This window comes from Entomospira culicis (genome assembly GCF_028748145.1).
Lineage (GTDB): Bacteria > Spirochaetota > Spirochaetia > WRBN01 > WRBN01 > Entomospira > Entomospira culicis.
In genome coordinates, this window is the sequence record NZ_CP118181.1 from 1,076,290 (window position 1) to 1,091,724 (window position 15,435).

The 15,435-nt window shown below is 47.7% G+C and carries 13 protein-coding genes and 1 tRNA gene; 7 read left to right on the plus strand and 7 right to left on the minus strand.

The window, feature by feature from the left end:
- Nucleotides 1-3: 3 nt before the first annotated feature.
- The 3 genes from ptsP to PVA46_RS05075 are packed head-to-tail and all read left to right on the plus strand — an operon-like array spanning nt 4 to nt 4,436.
- Complete coding sequence (gene ptsP / locus PVA46_RS05065; RefSeq protein WP_167695671.1) at nt 4-1,758, plus strand: phosphoenolpyruvate--protein phosphotransferase; 1,755 nt, start codon at nt 4-6, stop codon at nt 1,756-1,758.
- Complete coding sequence (gene der / locus PVA46_RS05070; RefSeq protein WP_167695672.1) at nt 1,739-3,088, plus strand: ribosome biogenesis GTPase Der; 1,350 nt, start codon at nt 1,739-1,741, stop codon at nt 3,086-3,088. The genes ptsP and der overlap by 20 nt, the downstream gene beginning before the upstream one ends.
- Nucleotides 3,081-4,436: a hypothetical protein gene (locus PVA46_RS05075; protein WP_167695673.1), complete on the plus strand. Its 1,356-nt coding sequence runs from the start codon at nt 3,081-3,083 to the stop codon at nt 4,434-4,436. The genes der and PVA46_RS05075 overlap by 8 nt, the downstream gene beginning before the upstream one ends.
- Before the next feature lie 65 nt (nt 4,437-4,501).
- Here the strand turns inward: PVA46_RS05075 and PVA46_RS05080 are convergent, their stop codons facing one another.
- The 5 genes from PVA46_RS05080 to PVA46_RS05100 are packed head-to-tail and all read right to left on the minus strand — an operon-like array spanning nt 4,502 to nt 7,649.
- On the minus strand, nt 4,502-5,161 hold the full coding sequence (locus PVA46_RS05080) for a hypothetical protein (protein ID WP_167695674.1): 660 nt from the start codon (nt 5,159-5,161) through the stop codon (nt 4,502-4,504).
- A 26-nt stretch (nt 5,162-5,187) separates the two neighbouring features.
- Entirely contained in the window at nt 5,188-5,568 is a 381-nt protein-coding gene (locus PVA46_RS05085) for a holo-ACP synthase (RefSeq protein WP_167695675.1), read from the minus strand.
- Complete coding sequence (ispG, locus tag PVA46_RS05090; RefSeq protein WP_167695676.1) at nt 5,549-6,637, minus strand: flavodoxin-dependent (E)-4-hydroxy-3-methylbut-2-enyl-diphosphate synthase; 1,089 nt, start codon at nt 6,635-6,637, stop codon at nt 5,549-5,551. The genes PVA46_RS05085 and ispG overlap by 20 nt, the downstream gene beginning before the upstream one ends.
- Nucleotides 6,612-7,328, minus strand: a complete 717-nt coding sequence (locus PVA46_RS05095; protein WP_167695677.1) for a 5'-methylthioadenosine/adenosylhomocysteine nucleosidase — start codon at nt 7,326-7,328, stop codon at nt 6,612-6,614. The genes ispG and PVA46_RS05095 overlap by 26 nt, the downstream gene beginning before the upstream one ends.
- Before the next feature lie 12 nt (nt 7,329-7,340).
- On the minus strand, nt 7,341-7,649 hold the full coding sequence (locus tag PVA46_RS05100) for a Trp family transcriptional regulator (protein WP_167695678.1): 309 nt from the start codon (nt 7,647-7,649) through the stop codon (nt 7,341-7,343).
- Nucleotides 7,650-7,743: 94 nt separating this feature from the next.
- Here PVA46_RS05100 and PVA46_RS05105 point away from each other — a divergent pair, with 94 nt between their 5' ends.
- A complete protein-coding gene (locus PVA46_RS05105) occupies nt 7,744-8,376 on the plus strand; it encodes a hypothetical protein (protein ID WP_167695679.1) in 633 nt (210 codons plus the stop codon).
- Between the two features lie 67 nt (nt 8,377-8,443).
- On the opposite strand, the gene topA is transcribed toward PVA46_RS05105, so the two are convergent.
- Nucleotides 8,444-10,813: a type I DNA topoisomerase gene (gene topA, locus PVA46_RS05110; protein WP_167695680.1), complete on the minus strand. Its 2,370-nt coding sequence runs from the start codon at nt 10,811-10,813 to the stop codon at nt 8,444-8,446.
- A gap of 256 nt (nt 10,814-11,069) precedes the next feature.
- Here topA and PVA46_RS05115 point away from each other — a divergent pair.
- The 3 genes from PVA46_RS05115 to PVA46_RS05125 all read left to right on the plus strand — a co-directional run bounded on the left by PVA46_RS05115 (nt 11,070) and on the right by PVA46_RS05125 (nt 13,933).
- Nucleotides 11,070-11,140: transfer RNA gene (locus PVA46_RS05115), tRNA-Gly, on the plus strand.
- Nucleotides 11,141-11,298: 158 nt separating this feature from the next.
- A complete protein-coding gene (gene pulA / locus PVA46_RS05120) occupies nt 11,299-13,590 on the plus strand; it encodes a type I pullulanase (RefSeq protein WP_167695681.1) in 2,292 nt (763 codons plus the stop codon).
- 52 nt (nt 13,591-13,642) lie between these two features.
- The gene (locus tag PVA46_RS05125; protein WP_167695682.1) at nt 13,643-13,933 is read left to right on the plus strand and encodes a hypothetical protein; all 291 of its coding nucleotides are present in this window, start codon (nt 13,643-13,645) and stop codon (nt 13,931-13,933) included.
- 46 nt (nt 13,934-13,979) lie between these two features.
- Here the strand turns inward: PVA46_RS05125 and nox are convergent, their stop codons facing one another.
- Complete coding sequence (nox, locus tag PVA46_RS05130; RefSeq protein ID WP_167695683.1) at nt 13,980-15,314, minus strand: H2O-forming NADH oxidase; 1,335 nt, start codon at nt 15,312-15,314, stop codon at nt 13,980-13,982.
- Nucleotides 15,315-15,435 lie beyond the last annotated feature (121 nt).

A 15,435-nucleotide genomic window follows, 5' to 3' on the forward strand; every position in this document is an offset into this window, starting at 1 on the left:
CGCATGAAACGTCTAACCGGAACGGCTATCGCTACAGGTATTGCCAGCAGTTTTGTCTTTCTTTGTAATGAAGAAGAGTTGCTCGTGCCGACATACACCTTACAACAAGAGGAGTTAAGCGATGAACTTACGCGCTTTGTCCATGCGTGTGAAGTAGCGATTAAAGAGCTTAAGAGAATTAAAAGGGAGTCTGATTTGGCTACCGATGGGCAAATTGGTGCGATTCTCGATGTACAGATTTTGATGCTTCAAGATGTAGAATTCCACCAAGCTGTCGAACGATCGGTGAAGGAGAAACACCAAAATGTCGAGAGCGCTCTGGACAACTACTTTCAATCGATCATCCAAAAGCTCACCACGACAAATAATCCACGCATGCAAGAGCGCGTGGTCGATCTCCACGATCTACGCCATCGCCTTTTGCGCACGCTCTCTGAAGTAAAAGGTGGACAACAGCGCCTCGCCGATCTGATTGAGCCTGCCATTCTCGTTGCCTATGATATGTCGCCCTCCTTGGCAATGCATCTGGATAAATCCTTGGTTAAGGGTGTCATTTTAGAGCATGGCGGACGTACCAGCCACACCGCGATCCTCATTCGCGCACTCGGCATTCCGGCGGTCTTCAATGTTACAGGCATCCATCAACTCATCGACGAAGGAACTCCCCTCATTGTTGATGGCAACGAAGGCATCGTCGTCATCCGCCCAAACCAAGGCACCCAGCGTGCATACCAACAAGCTATCGATTTTGAGACAGGCAACCACGCCTACTATCGTGCGCTCATTGCGCAACCGAGTATCACGGTAGATGGTGTCGAAATTCGCCTACGCGCCAATGCCCAATCCTTGAGCGATGCCCAAAACGCGCGCGATCTTGGCGCCAAGGGCATTGGTCTCTTTCGTAGTGAATTTATCTTTCTCGCGCAAGAGCGTAAAGCTCCCTTAAGCGAAGAGGCTCAATATGCCATCTATAAAAAACTTCTACAGCTTTTCCCCCACGATTTGGTAACCATTCGCACACTAGATTTAGGTGCAGATAAAAGTATTCCTCAATTTGCCCACTACGAAGAAGCGAATCCTCTGCTTGGTTGGCGCGCCAGTCGTCTCTGTTTGGAGGAGAAAGAGCTCTTTACGAGCCAGCTACGCGCCCTCTATCGTGCGTCGGTGCATGGCAATTTGCGCATCATGATTCCTTTCATCTCCACCGAATCTGAATTGCGGGAAATTCTGGAGATTCTTGCTCAAACGCGCACCGAACTATCCGAAAAAAAGATCGCTTTTAAGGCGAATGTACCAATTGGCATTATGATCGAGACACCTTCTGCTGTCCTCATTAGCGAGCAGTTGGCGCAATTTGTCGACTTCTTCTCCATTGGTACCAACGACTTAACCCAATACACCTTAGCCGTCGATCGCGATAATCCTAAGGTTGCCAAATACTACAAACCGATCCACAAATCGGTGCTTAAACTCATCAGAATCACCATCCAAGAGGCGCAAAAGAGCCAAACCGATCTTAGCCTCTGTGGCGAGCTGGCCACCGATCTCTTGGCCGTTCCCTTGCTTTTAGGCATGGGACTTCGCGAACTTAGCGTCGGTTCCGCATCGCTCACCCACATAAAAGAGGTGATTCGCTTAACAACCATCAAAGAAGCGGAGGTTTTGGCCGATAATGTATTTAGCACCACCAAAACTTCCGAAATCGTGGAGCTACTCAAAGAGTACAGGGAGAGAATTTTTGCAAGAAAAAGTTATTAACACCATCCCCTTTGTCGCCATTATTGGTCGGCCTAACGTGGGAAAATCGACACTATTTAATCGCCTTGTGGGTAAGAAATTAGCCATCACCGACTCCATCCCTGGCTCTACGCGCGACATCGTCGAGCAAGAGATCTTCCTAGGCGATCGCGCCATCCTTCTTGCCGATACCGGTGGTAGGCGTGAGCGCACCGACAGTCATTTAGAGACGTTGGCAATCGAGCGTAGTTACTCTATCGATCAAAAGGCAGACCTCCTGCTCTTTGTCGTCGAGGCCATGGAGCTCTTGGCTGAAGATGAACAACTCATCGACTACCTGCGTCGCTACCAAGACAAAGTCATCCTCATCGTCAACAAGTGCGACTCCCACGAGCGCGATTTTATCGCCAACAACTACTATCAATATGGCTTTAAAGAGCTTATCATGATCTCCGCCGAACATGGTAGAAACATCGATCTCTTACGCGAAGCTCTCTACCAACACCTGCCCCCAGCACTGCCTGCTCCTGAAGAGCAAACAGACGAAACTGCGCCCATTCGTATTACGATTTTAGGCAAACCCAATGCTGGAAAATCCACATTAGCCAACCAATTGAGCCAAAGCGATCGATCGCTGGTCAGTGAGGTGGCAGGCACGACGCGCGACAGTGTCAAGAGTCATTTTCTCTTTGATGGGCAACCCTTTGAGATCATCGATACCGCCGGTCTACGCCGAAAAGCCAAGGTCAACGATCCTATCGAATTCTACTCTACGCGTCGTGCCGAGGCCTCGATTCGTGAAGCGGATGTGGTACTCCTGCTTATCGATGCGCAGGAAGGGCTTACCGATCAAGACAAAAAAATTGCCGATAAAATTATTTTGGAGAAGAAGCCTTTTCTCTTTGTCCTCAATAAGTGCGATCTGCTTGCCGAGCACCATCTCTATGAGCGCCATCGTGGTGATAGAACCAAACTTGCCGTGCAAAATCTCAAAGACGCCTTCCCCATCCTCAACTATCTCGCGGTAGTTCCCATCGAGGCTTCGCACAATCTTGGCTTAGATAAATTAATGAAGATGGTCAATACGGTCCATCGTCAGAGTTTACGTAAAATTGACGATACCGAATTCCAGCGTGCCTTACTCCAGTGGCGTGGCGATCTACTCCACGGCTCACCTTATCACAAAAGCCACATTCGTAGCATCCGTCAAGTGGGCGTGCAGCCGCCACGCTTCGTCGTACGCGTGCAAGGCAAGGCGCAACCAAATTATGTACGCTATCTCACAAACCGTATTCAAAAAGAATTTAGATTTAATTTAGTCCCTATTACCGTGGAGGTTGAACATGTATAAACGTTTAGTATCATTGGCAATCGCGAGCTTACTCTTGCTTTCTACTGCATTTGCGCAAAACGATATGAATTTCACCCAAGAACGACTCTTACTAGAGCAGTCTAATTTTGCCGAGAACTATGAAATACGCCAAAATTCGCGTAACATCATTAGTAGCACGCAATTTAACACCATCGATATTAGTGCGCGTATTTACACCCAAGAATCGTCTACCCATCGCGTACGTGTCTCCATTGTCCGCATGGACGACTTCTTCTATGTCATCTTTGCCAATGAGATCTTACCGATCATGCAAAATCCACGGCAAGCCAACCAATTTAACCCAAACCAAGAGAACACGAGCTACGATCTTCTCCTCTCTGATCGCTTTAAAATGGACGGACGTGGTACTTATATTATCAAAAAGCGTGTGCAAGATGGCACCATCGAACACATTAAGATCTATCTACAATCCGAATCCGAGAGCTATATCCTCATTACCCCCCAAGGTAGCAGTGAGATCAATCTCGATGTCTTTCTTTTTGAGACCCCTATTTATCGTAATGTACGTCTACCTATCAACTTGAACTCAGCCACCACCTTACCCTTCTCGCGCATCATGGCAAGCTCCAGCCACGTTATCGACTGGAATCTCCTCTTTCTTCCCCTTGCTAATCAAAACGCACGCCGAAGTTATCTCCAAAATGTTATTCGTCAAGTAGAGCTTCGCCTACCCGAACTCTCTTATGTTGCCGATGGCATGCAAAATAGTAACGGCACCCTCGTGCATGGACAGACCAGAGAGCCTCAACAAAATCAAACTGGGTTGGGTAATCTTGGCTTTGTTAAATGGATTATGGATGGCTTTTATTCCCCGCTTAATCAAGGTAAACTTAGCGATATTTCTTTATTACAGAACGACAATGAGCCACAACTCTCTAGCCTAACATGGAATCGCAACCTCTCCTACTTCATAAACAAATCGATCTTCTCTCGCCGTCGCATTCATATTGGTGAAGATGATGTGCGCGATACCCCCTTTCTCACCTACACCCCAGAGATCGGCTACCCGCTCTCTACCTTGCCGGCGGTTATCTACCTCGAAGCCATCCGTAGACCCGAAGCTATCTACCTAGGCTCCATCAATGAGGTGAGTGCTACCACCCAAAATCGCCGTGCCCACCTTGCTAGCATCGTGATTATTCCCTTCTTTAACGAGATGGGAAACCTTGAAACCACCGTCTTTTACAATAACCAAAAGATGACGTTAGAAGATCTTCATCGTAAGCATCGTGGAGCATTTATTCATCTACAGCGCATCACCACCAACAATACCACCTTCCAGCTTCCCCAAATCAAGAGTAATTAATTCCTTAACCTAAAAAGAAGAGAGGTCAATCGCGACCTCTCTTTGCTCTTGCAGTCCGCCATGGCTTAACAATGACCAAATTTCTCCATCAACAAATTTTCTCCCACCAAAATCGGATCAAAAAGAAAGCGTTCCTTCTTCTCCATCGTAGTTAGATAGAGCAAAGAACACTCGCTGGCATCGCTATTGGTAAGTTTGAGCGTAGGATTGAGCAATGTTCCATCCCGAAAGGTCAGCCAAGCCGAGAGGCGTTGCCCACGCTCCTCTACAGGGGTGTCGGCAAATTGACGTAATAAGTAATTATTCCAAGCCGGTGCATAAGGCTCCCCATTCTCGCGCAGCACATTGCCAATGGTAATAAGCACCGGCGACTCTTTTCCTTGCTCCTGAAAGAGATAGTAGAGCATCATGGCGACAGTAAGTGGATAGTTTTGCATTGCTTGAAAAATCTCAGGAAGCGAAATGGCGCGAGCATCTTGTCGCAACTCTTCATAATCACATGCCTCGAGGATCTTGCCACGCTGTTGGGCTACCATATTAATGGAAAAAAATTCAATCAAGCGTCGCTCCAGCACATTAATCGATTCGGTAAGCGGAGCCAAAAAGACATTATCCTGCTTTTGCAAAAAATCAGTATAGAGATGCACCTTATCCCCGCCAAAAATCCCCCACTGTAAACTGCGCGCTATCGCCCGTTGAAATCGCACATAATAGTCGTAATCCATCTATCCATCCTCTTTCAAAATATTCGTCATATCTGTTGCTTTACATAGACAAGGGTTACTGCGCTGGCTAAATCACCTTCATAACTCAAGGCGCTCTCCACCTGATATAATCGCACTTGCTCGCCCATCGTTCCAGAAAAGTGCCAGATTGGCTTTTTTTGCCTAGCGGTTAAAGGGGATAGGAGCTCTGCTTCATAGAGATTCCACGAAAAAAGCCCCAATCCTAGCGCCTTACTCAACGACTCCTTAGCCGCCCAGCGTCCCGCCAAATACCGCGAGGCATGCACTCCGCGCGCCTCGGCTTGTAGCAACTCATGTTTACCAAAGATACGTCGTAAAAAAGCCTCTCTTTGCAGAAGAGGCTCAAAACGACTAATCGCACAGAGATCATGCCCGAGGTGTAGCATGCATGCTCGCCTCTTCGAGTAAGGTCAATTGCTCCAGAAAAAAGCGCTCGGCCTCTTGGGCATCACCACTAAAGATACGCTCCTCTTTGCGGTAGACAAAGACCTTATTCCCCGCACCCGTAATTGCCAAATCAGCATGTCCGGCCTCCCCTGGTCCATTGACCACACAGCCCATCACTGCCACGGTAAAATCGCCCTGCATGCCATAAAGACGCTCTTCAATCTTCTGGGCAAAGTAGTGGGTATCAAACGAATTACGCGCACACAACGGACAAGAGACCAACTTAGGCATGCGTCGCTCATCAATTTTTAAAAGAGAGAGTAATTGCCGCGCGGCCATCACTTCATACTCAATGCGATCGCTAATACTGATGCGGATCGTATCGCCAATACCATCTTTAAGTAAACCACCCAAGTAAAAGGCACTCTGGGTAATTGCAGGAATCAACGTTCCTGCCTCAGTGATGCCCAAGTGAATCGGGTAGTCGCAAGATTTAGCCAAGAGACGCACCGCCTCATCGACATACTCAGGGTTGCTATCCTTCACCGAGATCACAATATTCTCAAAACCGATACGCTCAAGCACTTCCACCTCATCCAGCGCACTCTGTACCAGTGCCTTCGCGCGATTAGGCTCATCCTTCAGTGAGCTCAATAGAGAGCCACCATTTACCCCGATACGAATCGGCACCCCCTTATCCTTAGCCTTAGTGGCCACCTCAAAGACCTTGCGCTCCATGCCGATATTACCCGGGTTGATGCGTAGTTTCGCGATCGGAAAGTCCAACGCGCGCAATGCAATGCGATAGTCAAAGTGAATATCGACAATCAGTGGCATCTTGAGCTGTGGTGCCAACGCTCCCAACAGCTCCACATCGCTTAAACGAGGCGCGCCAAAACGAATGGCATCGCAACCCAACTCTTTCAAGTTATTAATGCGCGTAACCAACGCATCATCTATTGTATTAATAGGGCGATCCCACATCGTCTGTATCGCCACGGGATTGCTCCCGCCGATGGCAATATCTCCAATCTGAACAACCCTAGAGATTCTTCTCTTTTGTACCATTGAGTAACTCCCTCACAATTTGAGCAGAACGACGCGAAGCTAACTCAAGAAATTCTTCATAACTCATCTGTGCTTGACCATTAGCCTTATCGCTTAGCGCACGAATGACAATAAAAGGAGTTGAACAAAGGCTCGCCACATGAGCAACCGCCGCCCCCTCCATCTCTACGGCAAGCGCATCGGGAAAGTGATGCAATAACTTCACCACATCCGCCTCTTGTGCGATAAATTGATCGCCAGAGAGGATAATACCTCGCTGTAGCGAGAAGTCGCGTACTCCCGATTCGCTCAATAAGGCCTCAAGTTGACGTGAATCCTTCGAGACAAAAGAGCTCGACATCCCCGGAACTTGCCCCAGAGCATACCCAAAGGTACGTGCATCCACATCATGGTAGATCAACTCATCACTGATGACGACATCCCCTACCGATAAGCCATCAACTAGACCACCAGCCACGCCCGTGTTCACCACAAGATCATAGGATTGGGAGACCAATAGCAACGCAGTAGCGACACCGGCATTGACCTTGCCAATGCCCATCTGCACTAATGTAATAGCGACCCCATCAAGCTCACCATCCACCGCCTCAAGCCAAGGAGCAACCAAGCGCGTACTGGGGTTTCTCATCTTCTCCAAAAGGAGGCGACGCTCTATCTCCATCGCCGCTAAGATCAATATGCGGTGCTTCACGCTCTTTCTATCCTACTCTTTTGTAGCAGAGATCGTGCTTTGGATCTCTACGGCATTACGAATGGCGCTGTGTGGGCGCTTCAACTCACGGCTAACGCGGGTAATTTTACAGAGACTCACCCCTAAATCGGTAGCGATTTGCCTCTGGGTCGTGCCCTTGTACAGCATTTTGGCGATATCCCAACGCTTGGATATATCGACAAATTCCTTATCGGTAATGACTTGACGGATTAAATAATACATCTCCATCGGTGGGAATTGTTGTAGAATACCCACAAATTCTCTTAAATTAGCCTCGATCTGCTCTTGTTCCTCTTCCATACTGAAAACTATTATACACAAAAAGCAAATTAAAGTCAAATAAGAAAAGGGCAAACTCTTGTCTATTTGCAAAAAAAAAACTATAATAGACGGTATGAATATTCTAAAACGGACGTGGGAGAAGATTACCACGAAATCGCGTAATTACTCGGACAATATTCTCAAGACAGCAGTGAAGGAGATGCTCTTTCGCGGGCGCATGGAGAGCATGCTGGTGCTGGATGCGATGCAACGTGAGTCGCGCTTGATTATGCTATTGAATGCGATTTTATTGGCTTTTGCCATCTATTTTAATGATTATACAAAATTAAGCAAGTCACTGGCCTTTACCATTTATGCGCTCTTGCTCCTACGGCTCATCATCAATATGACAAAAATGTCCCTTTTTCTCTATAAAACGCGCCATACCGGTGTGATTTACCATCTGCAACAGTATCGCAAATTTGGGGGAATTTTTCATCATAAAAAAGCATTTAAAGAGACGCTCCTCAATCTCTTTATCCTAGAGTATGAGAGTCGGCTCCATAAATCTATCGCCATGCTCCACAGTGGCTTAACCAAGCTCCAACTCACCCACTCGCAAGAGGAGATTTTTGAGTATTTCTACAAGGAGAGCCTCATCACCTTTAAAAAGTTTTTCTTCTCCACCTTCCTCCTGCTCCTCGTGGAACTCTTTGCCTACATCTTCCTAACCTTCTTAATTCGCCAATGGATCTTTACCCTATAAACCAATAGATAACCCCATAAGGTGGGGCTATCTATCGCCATAACATAAAGGCTAGAAAGAAATTATCTTAGCTCTCTTCGGTAGGCATAGGCTTGGTGCTACGGCACTTGGGGTATTTAGAGCAGGCCAAAAACCAGCCACGCGGGCCACGCTTTACCACCATCGGTGCGTTACACTTATCGCAGTTGACAGGCTCTTTGAGTTCAGGAGCAAGCTCTATCGTGCCATCTTTGTTGAGTGCCATCGTATTTTGACAATCAGGATAACCAGAGCAGGCCAAAAAGATACCTTGACGACTCATTTTTGCCACCATCGGCTTACCACATTTATCGCAAGTTTTGTCTACCTTAGGGAGAATAATGGGCTTGCCCTCCTTGTCCACCGAGACCGTGCCCTTACAGATCGGATAATCGCTACAGGCATAGAAGTACTGCCCAAAGCGACTCTTTTTCAACTCCATCTGCTTTTGACAAATCGGACAGAAAACTTCCTCTTGCTTCACCCCATTAGCATCTTCTACCGCATCGCCCTGTTGCCCTGGCATCGTGAGCACACCTTTACAGACCGGATAATTCTTACACCCTAAAAAAGCACCCGCCTTGCTGTAGCGCACCACCAAGCCCTCACCACAGAGCGGACAACGCTCCTCCCCCTCCCAAGGACGCCCTTTAAGCGGAGCAACATTAGCACTAGCCTCTTCGATCTGCTTAATGAAAGGAAAGTAAAATTCACTTAACAGTGCCACCCAATCTTCTTTACCCTGCTCTACAAGGTCAAGCTTCTCTTCCATGCTGGCGGTAAAGTGGAGGTCGACAATATTACTAAAGCTCGAGGAGATGAGTTGATTTACCGCGATGCCTAGCTCGGTAGCGTAGAAGGAACGCTCTTTTTGGATGACATAGCCACGCTCCAAAATGGTCTGAATGATTGGCGCGTAGGTGCTAGGACGGCCAATGCCCTCCTTCTCTAACGACTTAACTAAACTGGCCTCATTAAAGCGTGCAGGGGGCTTCGTAAAGTGTTGATTAGGAGTGAGTTCCTTCGTGGTGAGCACCTCTTTAACCTCTACCGCAGGCAGACGATCGTTCTCTTCGTTGCTATTGGCATCGGCATCTTCGTCGTAGCGCTTATCTTTCGCCAGAGCCAAAAAGCCTTCGAACAAAAGCTGACGCCCTTTCGCCTCAAAGAGACCACGTCCTAATTGAATCTTTAAAGAGGTATTGGCATAACGCGCAGGCGACATCTGACTCTGGGCAAAGCGATGCCAAATCATCTCGTACAAGCGATACTCATCATTACTCAAGTGAGGTTTCACTCGCTCAGGGGTAAGGCTAATATCGGTGGGGCGAATGGCCTCGTGCGCCTCTTGGGCGTTCTTGTTGCTAGAGCTATACTTAGGCGCTTGCGTCGGGATATACTCTTGCCCAAAACGCTCCTGCAGATAGGTGCGCGCCTCGGTTACCGCTTGCGGATCGACACTGACCGAATCAGTACGCATGTAGGTGATAAGACCCGTTGGCGTCCCCTCGACCTCAACCCCTTCATAGAGCTTTTGTGCGATGCGCATGGTACGTGTGGCACTATATCGCAAGTAGATATTGGCCGATTGCTGGAGCGTACTGGTGGTGAAAGGTGCATTGGGCTTGCTCTGGCTCTCCTTTTTCTCGACGCTCTCGATAATGGGCTGTTGCCCCTGAAAGCTAGTAAGTACCTCATCTACGCCAGCCTTACTGGTGGCTAGGGGATGCTCTAGGCCAAACTTTTTTTTATCAAAATAAGTGAGTACCGACTGAATGCTCTTAGACTCTTTTTGGGTGAGTAAGTGTGCCTTAATTGACCAATACTCCTGCGAGACAAACGCGTCAATCTCTTTATCACGCTCGACAATAATACGCACCGCAGGCGATTGCACCCGTCCTGCCGAGAGGTTGCGCGCCACCTTTTGCCACAAGAAAGGCGAGAGCGAGAAACCTACCAAACGATCGAGCGCCCGCCTTGCCTGTTGGGCATTCACCAAATCCATATTAATGGCGCGCGCATGCTCGATAGCCTCGGTAACGGCCTTTTTGGTTACCGAGGTATAAGTGATACGTTTAACCCGATCAGCGGGCAGGGCGAGAGCTTCACTCAAGTGCCAAGCGATGGCTTCCCCTTCGCGGTCGGGGTCGGGGGCTAAGTAGATATCCGAGGCGTTGGCAACGGCATTTTTCAGCTCTTGAATGCGCTTTTCCTTACCCTTGATGATCTCATACTTCATGGCAAACTGGTTATCCACATCGATGCCCAAGGCCTTCTTGCCCCGTCCACCCTTGGGCAGATCGCGGATATGCCCGACACTTGCCATTGCTTTAAATTCTTTACCCAAAAATTTCTGGATAATCGTTGCCTTATGTGGACTCTCCACGATAATCAGTTTTTTCGACCCGCTCTTACTCACTTACCTCTACCCGCTTCTTCACAAAGATTTCATTTAATAATAGTATCATCGATAAATCGCCCCTGATGCATTACCTAAAATAGATAAAAATATCTTTTTTCTCAAAACCAAGCAAGCTCTCGCCCAAAAAGGCAGAACATCAAGACTTATTAAACTATAAGCAGTATTGATTACTTTTGTCAATGGTAAAAAAAGAGTTTTTTCACTATTGACACTTTTTTTCTTTTTTGCTATGATGTGGTTGTTAGTATTAAACGCGTCTGTCGTATAGTGGTAATACCTCAGTCTTCCAAACTGATGCGAGGGGTTCGATTCCCCTCAGACGCTCTCATTGTCCGCTCTACTCTATTTAGTAGCGGACTTTTTATTTATCATCCACCAAATTATATATTCATTAATTATAATATTTTTATTTTTCAGTTTGACAACGGCTTCACCTCGTGGTACACTAAAAGTGTTAGATCTATTTTTTTAGGAGAAATGCTATGACACGTACTGCACTGTTGCTAGTTGGCTTCTTCTCTTGGATGAGTTTGCTAAGTTGTGGTCGGCAAGCATCATCCCAGAGTACCCAGAGGGAGAATACTATGCAATTCTATTATGCAAGTTTAATCAACAATCAGACCATCGAAGTTAAGAGCCAAGTTGCCCTTGATAAGCCACCCACGCTGGAGCTTATCAACCACACCACCAATCAGCGCGCGACACTGACCCATAAAGCGCACCCAGCCAAACTTCTGCATCACTTCACCCTAGAGCAACCTATCAGCGAGCTCTCTCATCACCTCACGGTAGCCATCAACAACGGCACTACCACCCACGAGATGCCCCTTCGCCTCTTTAAATTCTACGACCATCCCGACTTTACCAATCACTACCTCCCACCAAATACCATTCAATGGGGCGTTATGCCTACCACCGAGAGCACCACCTTTAACATCTGGAGCCCCACCGCTTCCGATATCACCCTCAACCTCTACGAAGATGGCGTCAATTCTCCCCTCTATGAAAGCTATCCGCTTACCCGAGGGGCGAGAGGACATTGGCAACTCACGCTACAAGAGAATTTAATTGGGCGCTACTATAACTATAGCGTAACCAATGCTGGACAAACGCACACCCTCACCGACCCTTACGCCATTACGACCGGTACTAATGGACGCCGAGCGCTCATTACCACGCCCGAAATTGCCTTTAGAGGTAGACGCTTTGACAGCAACGAATTTATCAAAGTTGCCCCCAAAGATGCAATTCTCTACGAATTACACGTGCGCGATCTCTCTATGTCTGCCACCACCAACCATAGCGAGGATCTACGCGGGAAATTCCTCGGCGTGGTGCAGACAGGCACAACCAATCAATACGGGCAGAGCACCGGTCTTGATCACATCAAAGATCTCGGCGTAACCCATATTCACTTTTTACCCATCTACGACTATAACTCTGTGGATGAAGGCAACCTCCAAGATAACGTCTTCAACTGGGGATACGATCCGCTCAATTATAGCGTACCCGAGGGATCTTATAGTAGTAATCCTGCCGATGGCTATGTGCGCATGCGCGAACTCAAAGCGATGGTTGATAACCTCCATGAGCATGGTATCGGTGTAGTGATGGATGTGGTCTATAACCATACCGGGCCTGTAACCGATCACTACTTTCAGCACCTCGTACCCGACTATTACTTTAGAATGGATGAATTTGGCAACTTCTCTAACGGATCTGGTACTGGCAATGAGACCGCATCTGAACGCGAAATGTTCCGACGCTACATGGTTGACTCCCTCAAGCACTGGGCGACGACCTACCAAATCGACGGCTTCCGCTTCGACCTCATGGCAGTGCACGATATCGAAACCATGAACCTCATCGCACAAGAACTTAAAGCGATCAATCCTTACGTCGTGCTCTACGGCGAGGGCTGGACAGGCGGTGGATCTCCGCTCCCGGCGCACCTCTCTGCGACAAAGACCAACACCTATCAAATGCCCGATATTGCCGTCTTTAACGACGATATTCGTGATGGACTGAAGGGCTGGGTCTTTGATGCAAAAGAGTCTGGCTTTGTCAACGGCAACCCCGAAGTGCATGCTCGCGCGCTCTTTGGCTACCTCGGTGCGCTCCAGAATATCGATGGTCATGGCGACGGCGCTTATGCCAAGCTCCCTACCGACACCATTGCCTACGTAAGCGCGCACGACAATCACACTCTCTACGACCGCTGGCTCGAGAGCGTACCCGGTGAGAGCTTTGAAGAGTACATGCGCCTGCAAATTATGGCCAATGCGATGGTGCTTACCTCTCCCGGTATCCCCTTCTTGCACGCAGGGGTCGAGATGATGCGTACAAAAAATGGCGACGAGAACAGCTACAAATCTCCCGATAGTACCAATCAATTGGATTATGACCTCAAAAACCGCACCCAGCCACTCTTCAACTACTACAAAAATCTTATCCAAATCCGTAAGAACCACCCGCTCTTCAAGCAGGGTCTCCTCCCCAACGGCAACCACGCCTTCGAGATTGTAAAGGGTAGTCAAGAGGATCCGCTCTTTATGGCCTTTAGAGTGATCGACCACACCAATAGCGACGCGTGGCAAGGTGTCTACCTGATTTTTAACGCCGGCGAGAATACCCACACCGTCAACCTAAGTGGTGGCGAGTGGCGTCTCTTTGCTGACACGTGGCAGGTAACCCCCGATCTCACCGAGAGCACCTTTAGAGGTAGCATTACGGTGGAGCCTAAATCTATCGCGATGCTTTACCAACCCAAGTAATTAACCGATACTTATCCTATAACTCCTCTTTGGGGGTTATAGGAGGTTTTTTATGAAAAAATGGCAACTAAATCATAATCATCTGTGGGTAGTGCTAGTTAGCCTACCTAGAGCGGTTTTTTTACCTTTTTTCTATCTTTTATTTGCTCCATATTGTCGAGATATCAGTTGGCTCTATGCCTTAGATATTCTCTTTTTTCTCCTCATGCTGTGGATTGTCGGACTACCCAAATTTATTCGACCAAAACGAGATATCCGTTTAGAAATTGTAATTTACGCTTTTTTTCACTTTCTGTTTACTTATACTATAGTTTTTCATTTTACTATTGGCTGTTGGGCATAAAAAAGAGAGGCTTAGCGCCCCTCTTATACAAAAAACAAAATGGATCTTACTTGGCAGTGATGGCGGCCATGGTGATGTAGTTGTAAGGCTGATTGAAGTGCGGAAGGAAGAAGATGTCGACTAGTTTTAGGTGATCGATGGTGATTTTCTGTTCGATAGCGAGGGAGAACATGTGGATGCCCATCGAGATATCTTCGTACGAGGCCATCTGTGCGCCCAAGATACGGCGGGTGTCGCCATCGTAGACAATGCGAATCTTGACAGGGTGATTCTCTTTCATAAAGGCTGGGCGTTGCAAATCTTCAAACTCGGTAACCATCGCTTGGAAACCAGCTTCTTTAGCGGCGCGAAGGGTGAGACCGGTAGAGACCATGTTGTAGCCAAAGATGCTAATACCGTTAGAACCCTGCACGCCGTTGGAAGCAATTTTTGTGCCTGCAAGGTTATGGGCTGCAACGATTCCACTACGCACCGCATTGGTAGCCAGCGCGATGTAAGCGGTGTCTTGTAAGGCGTTGGAGAAGACCGTTGCGCAGTCGCCGATCGCAAAGACATCAGGATCGCTTGTTTGCTGATGAAGATCGACAAGATAGGCCTGATTCTTGCCAAAAATCTTGAGGTGGTCGCGACCAAGAGCGGTGTTGGGGTTAAAGCCAATGGCAAGCACAACCATGTCAACTTGATAGTTGCCTTTATTGGTTGTAATGCCAGTAACTTTGGTATCACCATCGATAGAGACAACACTCTCGTTAAGATGAAGGTTTACACCATTTTTTTGCAAGACTGCATCCATATCGTGCGTCAGCTCGGCATCGTAGTAGCCACACAGCGAGGTGTCTCGCACGTCGAAAAGGTAAGCTTTTTTGCCACGACGATGCACCGCCTCGGCGATCTCCACACCGATATACCCTGCGCCCACCACAGCCACACTCTTGATATTGGGGTCAGACATGCGCTTGTCGGCAGCCACAGCATCTTGAAAGAGCTTTACCGATTGCACGCCCTCTAGGTTGATACCCGGAAGCTTGGGTTGGATAGGCAACGATCCCGTAGCAAGCACGAGCTTGTCGTAGCTCTCAACGATCTCTTTACCCTCTTTATTTTTTGCGGTGATTTTTTTGGCTTTAAAATCGATGTGGGTTACTTCCGTCTCGATGTAGACCGTAGCATTCTTGGATTCAAAGACATCCTTAGAGCAGTAGAACAATCCATCAGGACTCTCAATCTGACGACCCACCCAAAGCGCCGTACCACAACCCAAATAACTAATATTATTGTTGCGATCAAAAATTACCAACTCATGTTCAGGATAATTATCCAACAAGGTGTTCGCACACGCCGTACCCGCATGATTAGCGCCAACCAAGACAACTTTACTCATACCATCTCTCCCATTGTTTTCTCTCATAAATAGATTGATAGCCCAAGGCTATATCTCCATTATATCCAATAACGCTATCTTTTTCAAGTTTATCAAAATAAAAATTGTTCCTTTTTTGTAA

Coding starts and splice junctions, on each gene's coding strand:
- PVA46_RS05085 (WP_167695675.1), bottom strand. CDS start 5,568: ATGCTACACCTCGGGCATGATCTCTGTGCGATTAGTCGTTTTGAGCCT.
- pulA (WP_167695681.1), top strand. CDS start 11,299: ATGACACGTACTGCACTGTTGCTAGTTGGCTTCTTCTCTTGGATGAGT.
- PVA46_RS05075 (WP_167695673.1), top strand. CDS start 3,081: ATGTATAAACGTTTAGTATCATTGGCAATCGCGAGCTTACTCTTGCTT.
- PVA46_RS05100 (WP_167695678.1), bottom strand. CDS start 7,649: ATGGAAGAGGAACAAGAGCAGATCGAGGCTAATTTAAGAGAATTTGTG.
- PVA46_RS05080 (WP_167695674.1), bottom strand. CDS start 5,161: ATGGATTACGACTATTATGTGCGATTTCAACGGGCGATAGCGCGCAGT.
- ispG (WP_167695676.1), bottom strand. CDS start 6,637: ATGGTACAAAAGAGAAGAATCTCTAGGGTTGTTCAGATTGGAGATATT.
- nox (WP_167695683.1), bottom strand. CDS start 15,314: ATGAGTAAAGTTGTCTTGGTTGGCGCTAATCATGCGGGTACGGCGTGT.
- PVA46_RS05105 (WP_167695679.1), top strand. CDS start 7,744: ATGAATATTCTAAAACGGACGTGGGAGAAGATTACCACGAAATCGCGT.
- ptsP (WP_167695671.1), top strand. CDS start 4: ATGAAACGTCTAACCGGAACGGCTATCGCTACAGGTATTGCCAGCAGT.
- PVA46_RS05125 (WP_167695682.1), top strand. CDS start 13,643: ATGAAAAAATGGCAACTAAATCATAATCATCTGTGGGTAGTGCTAGTT.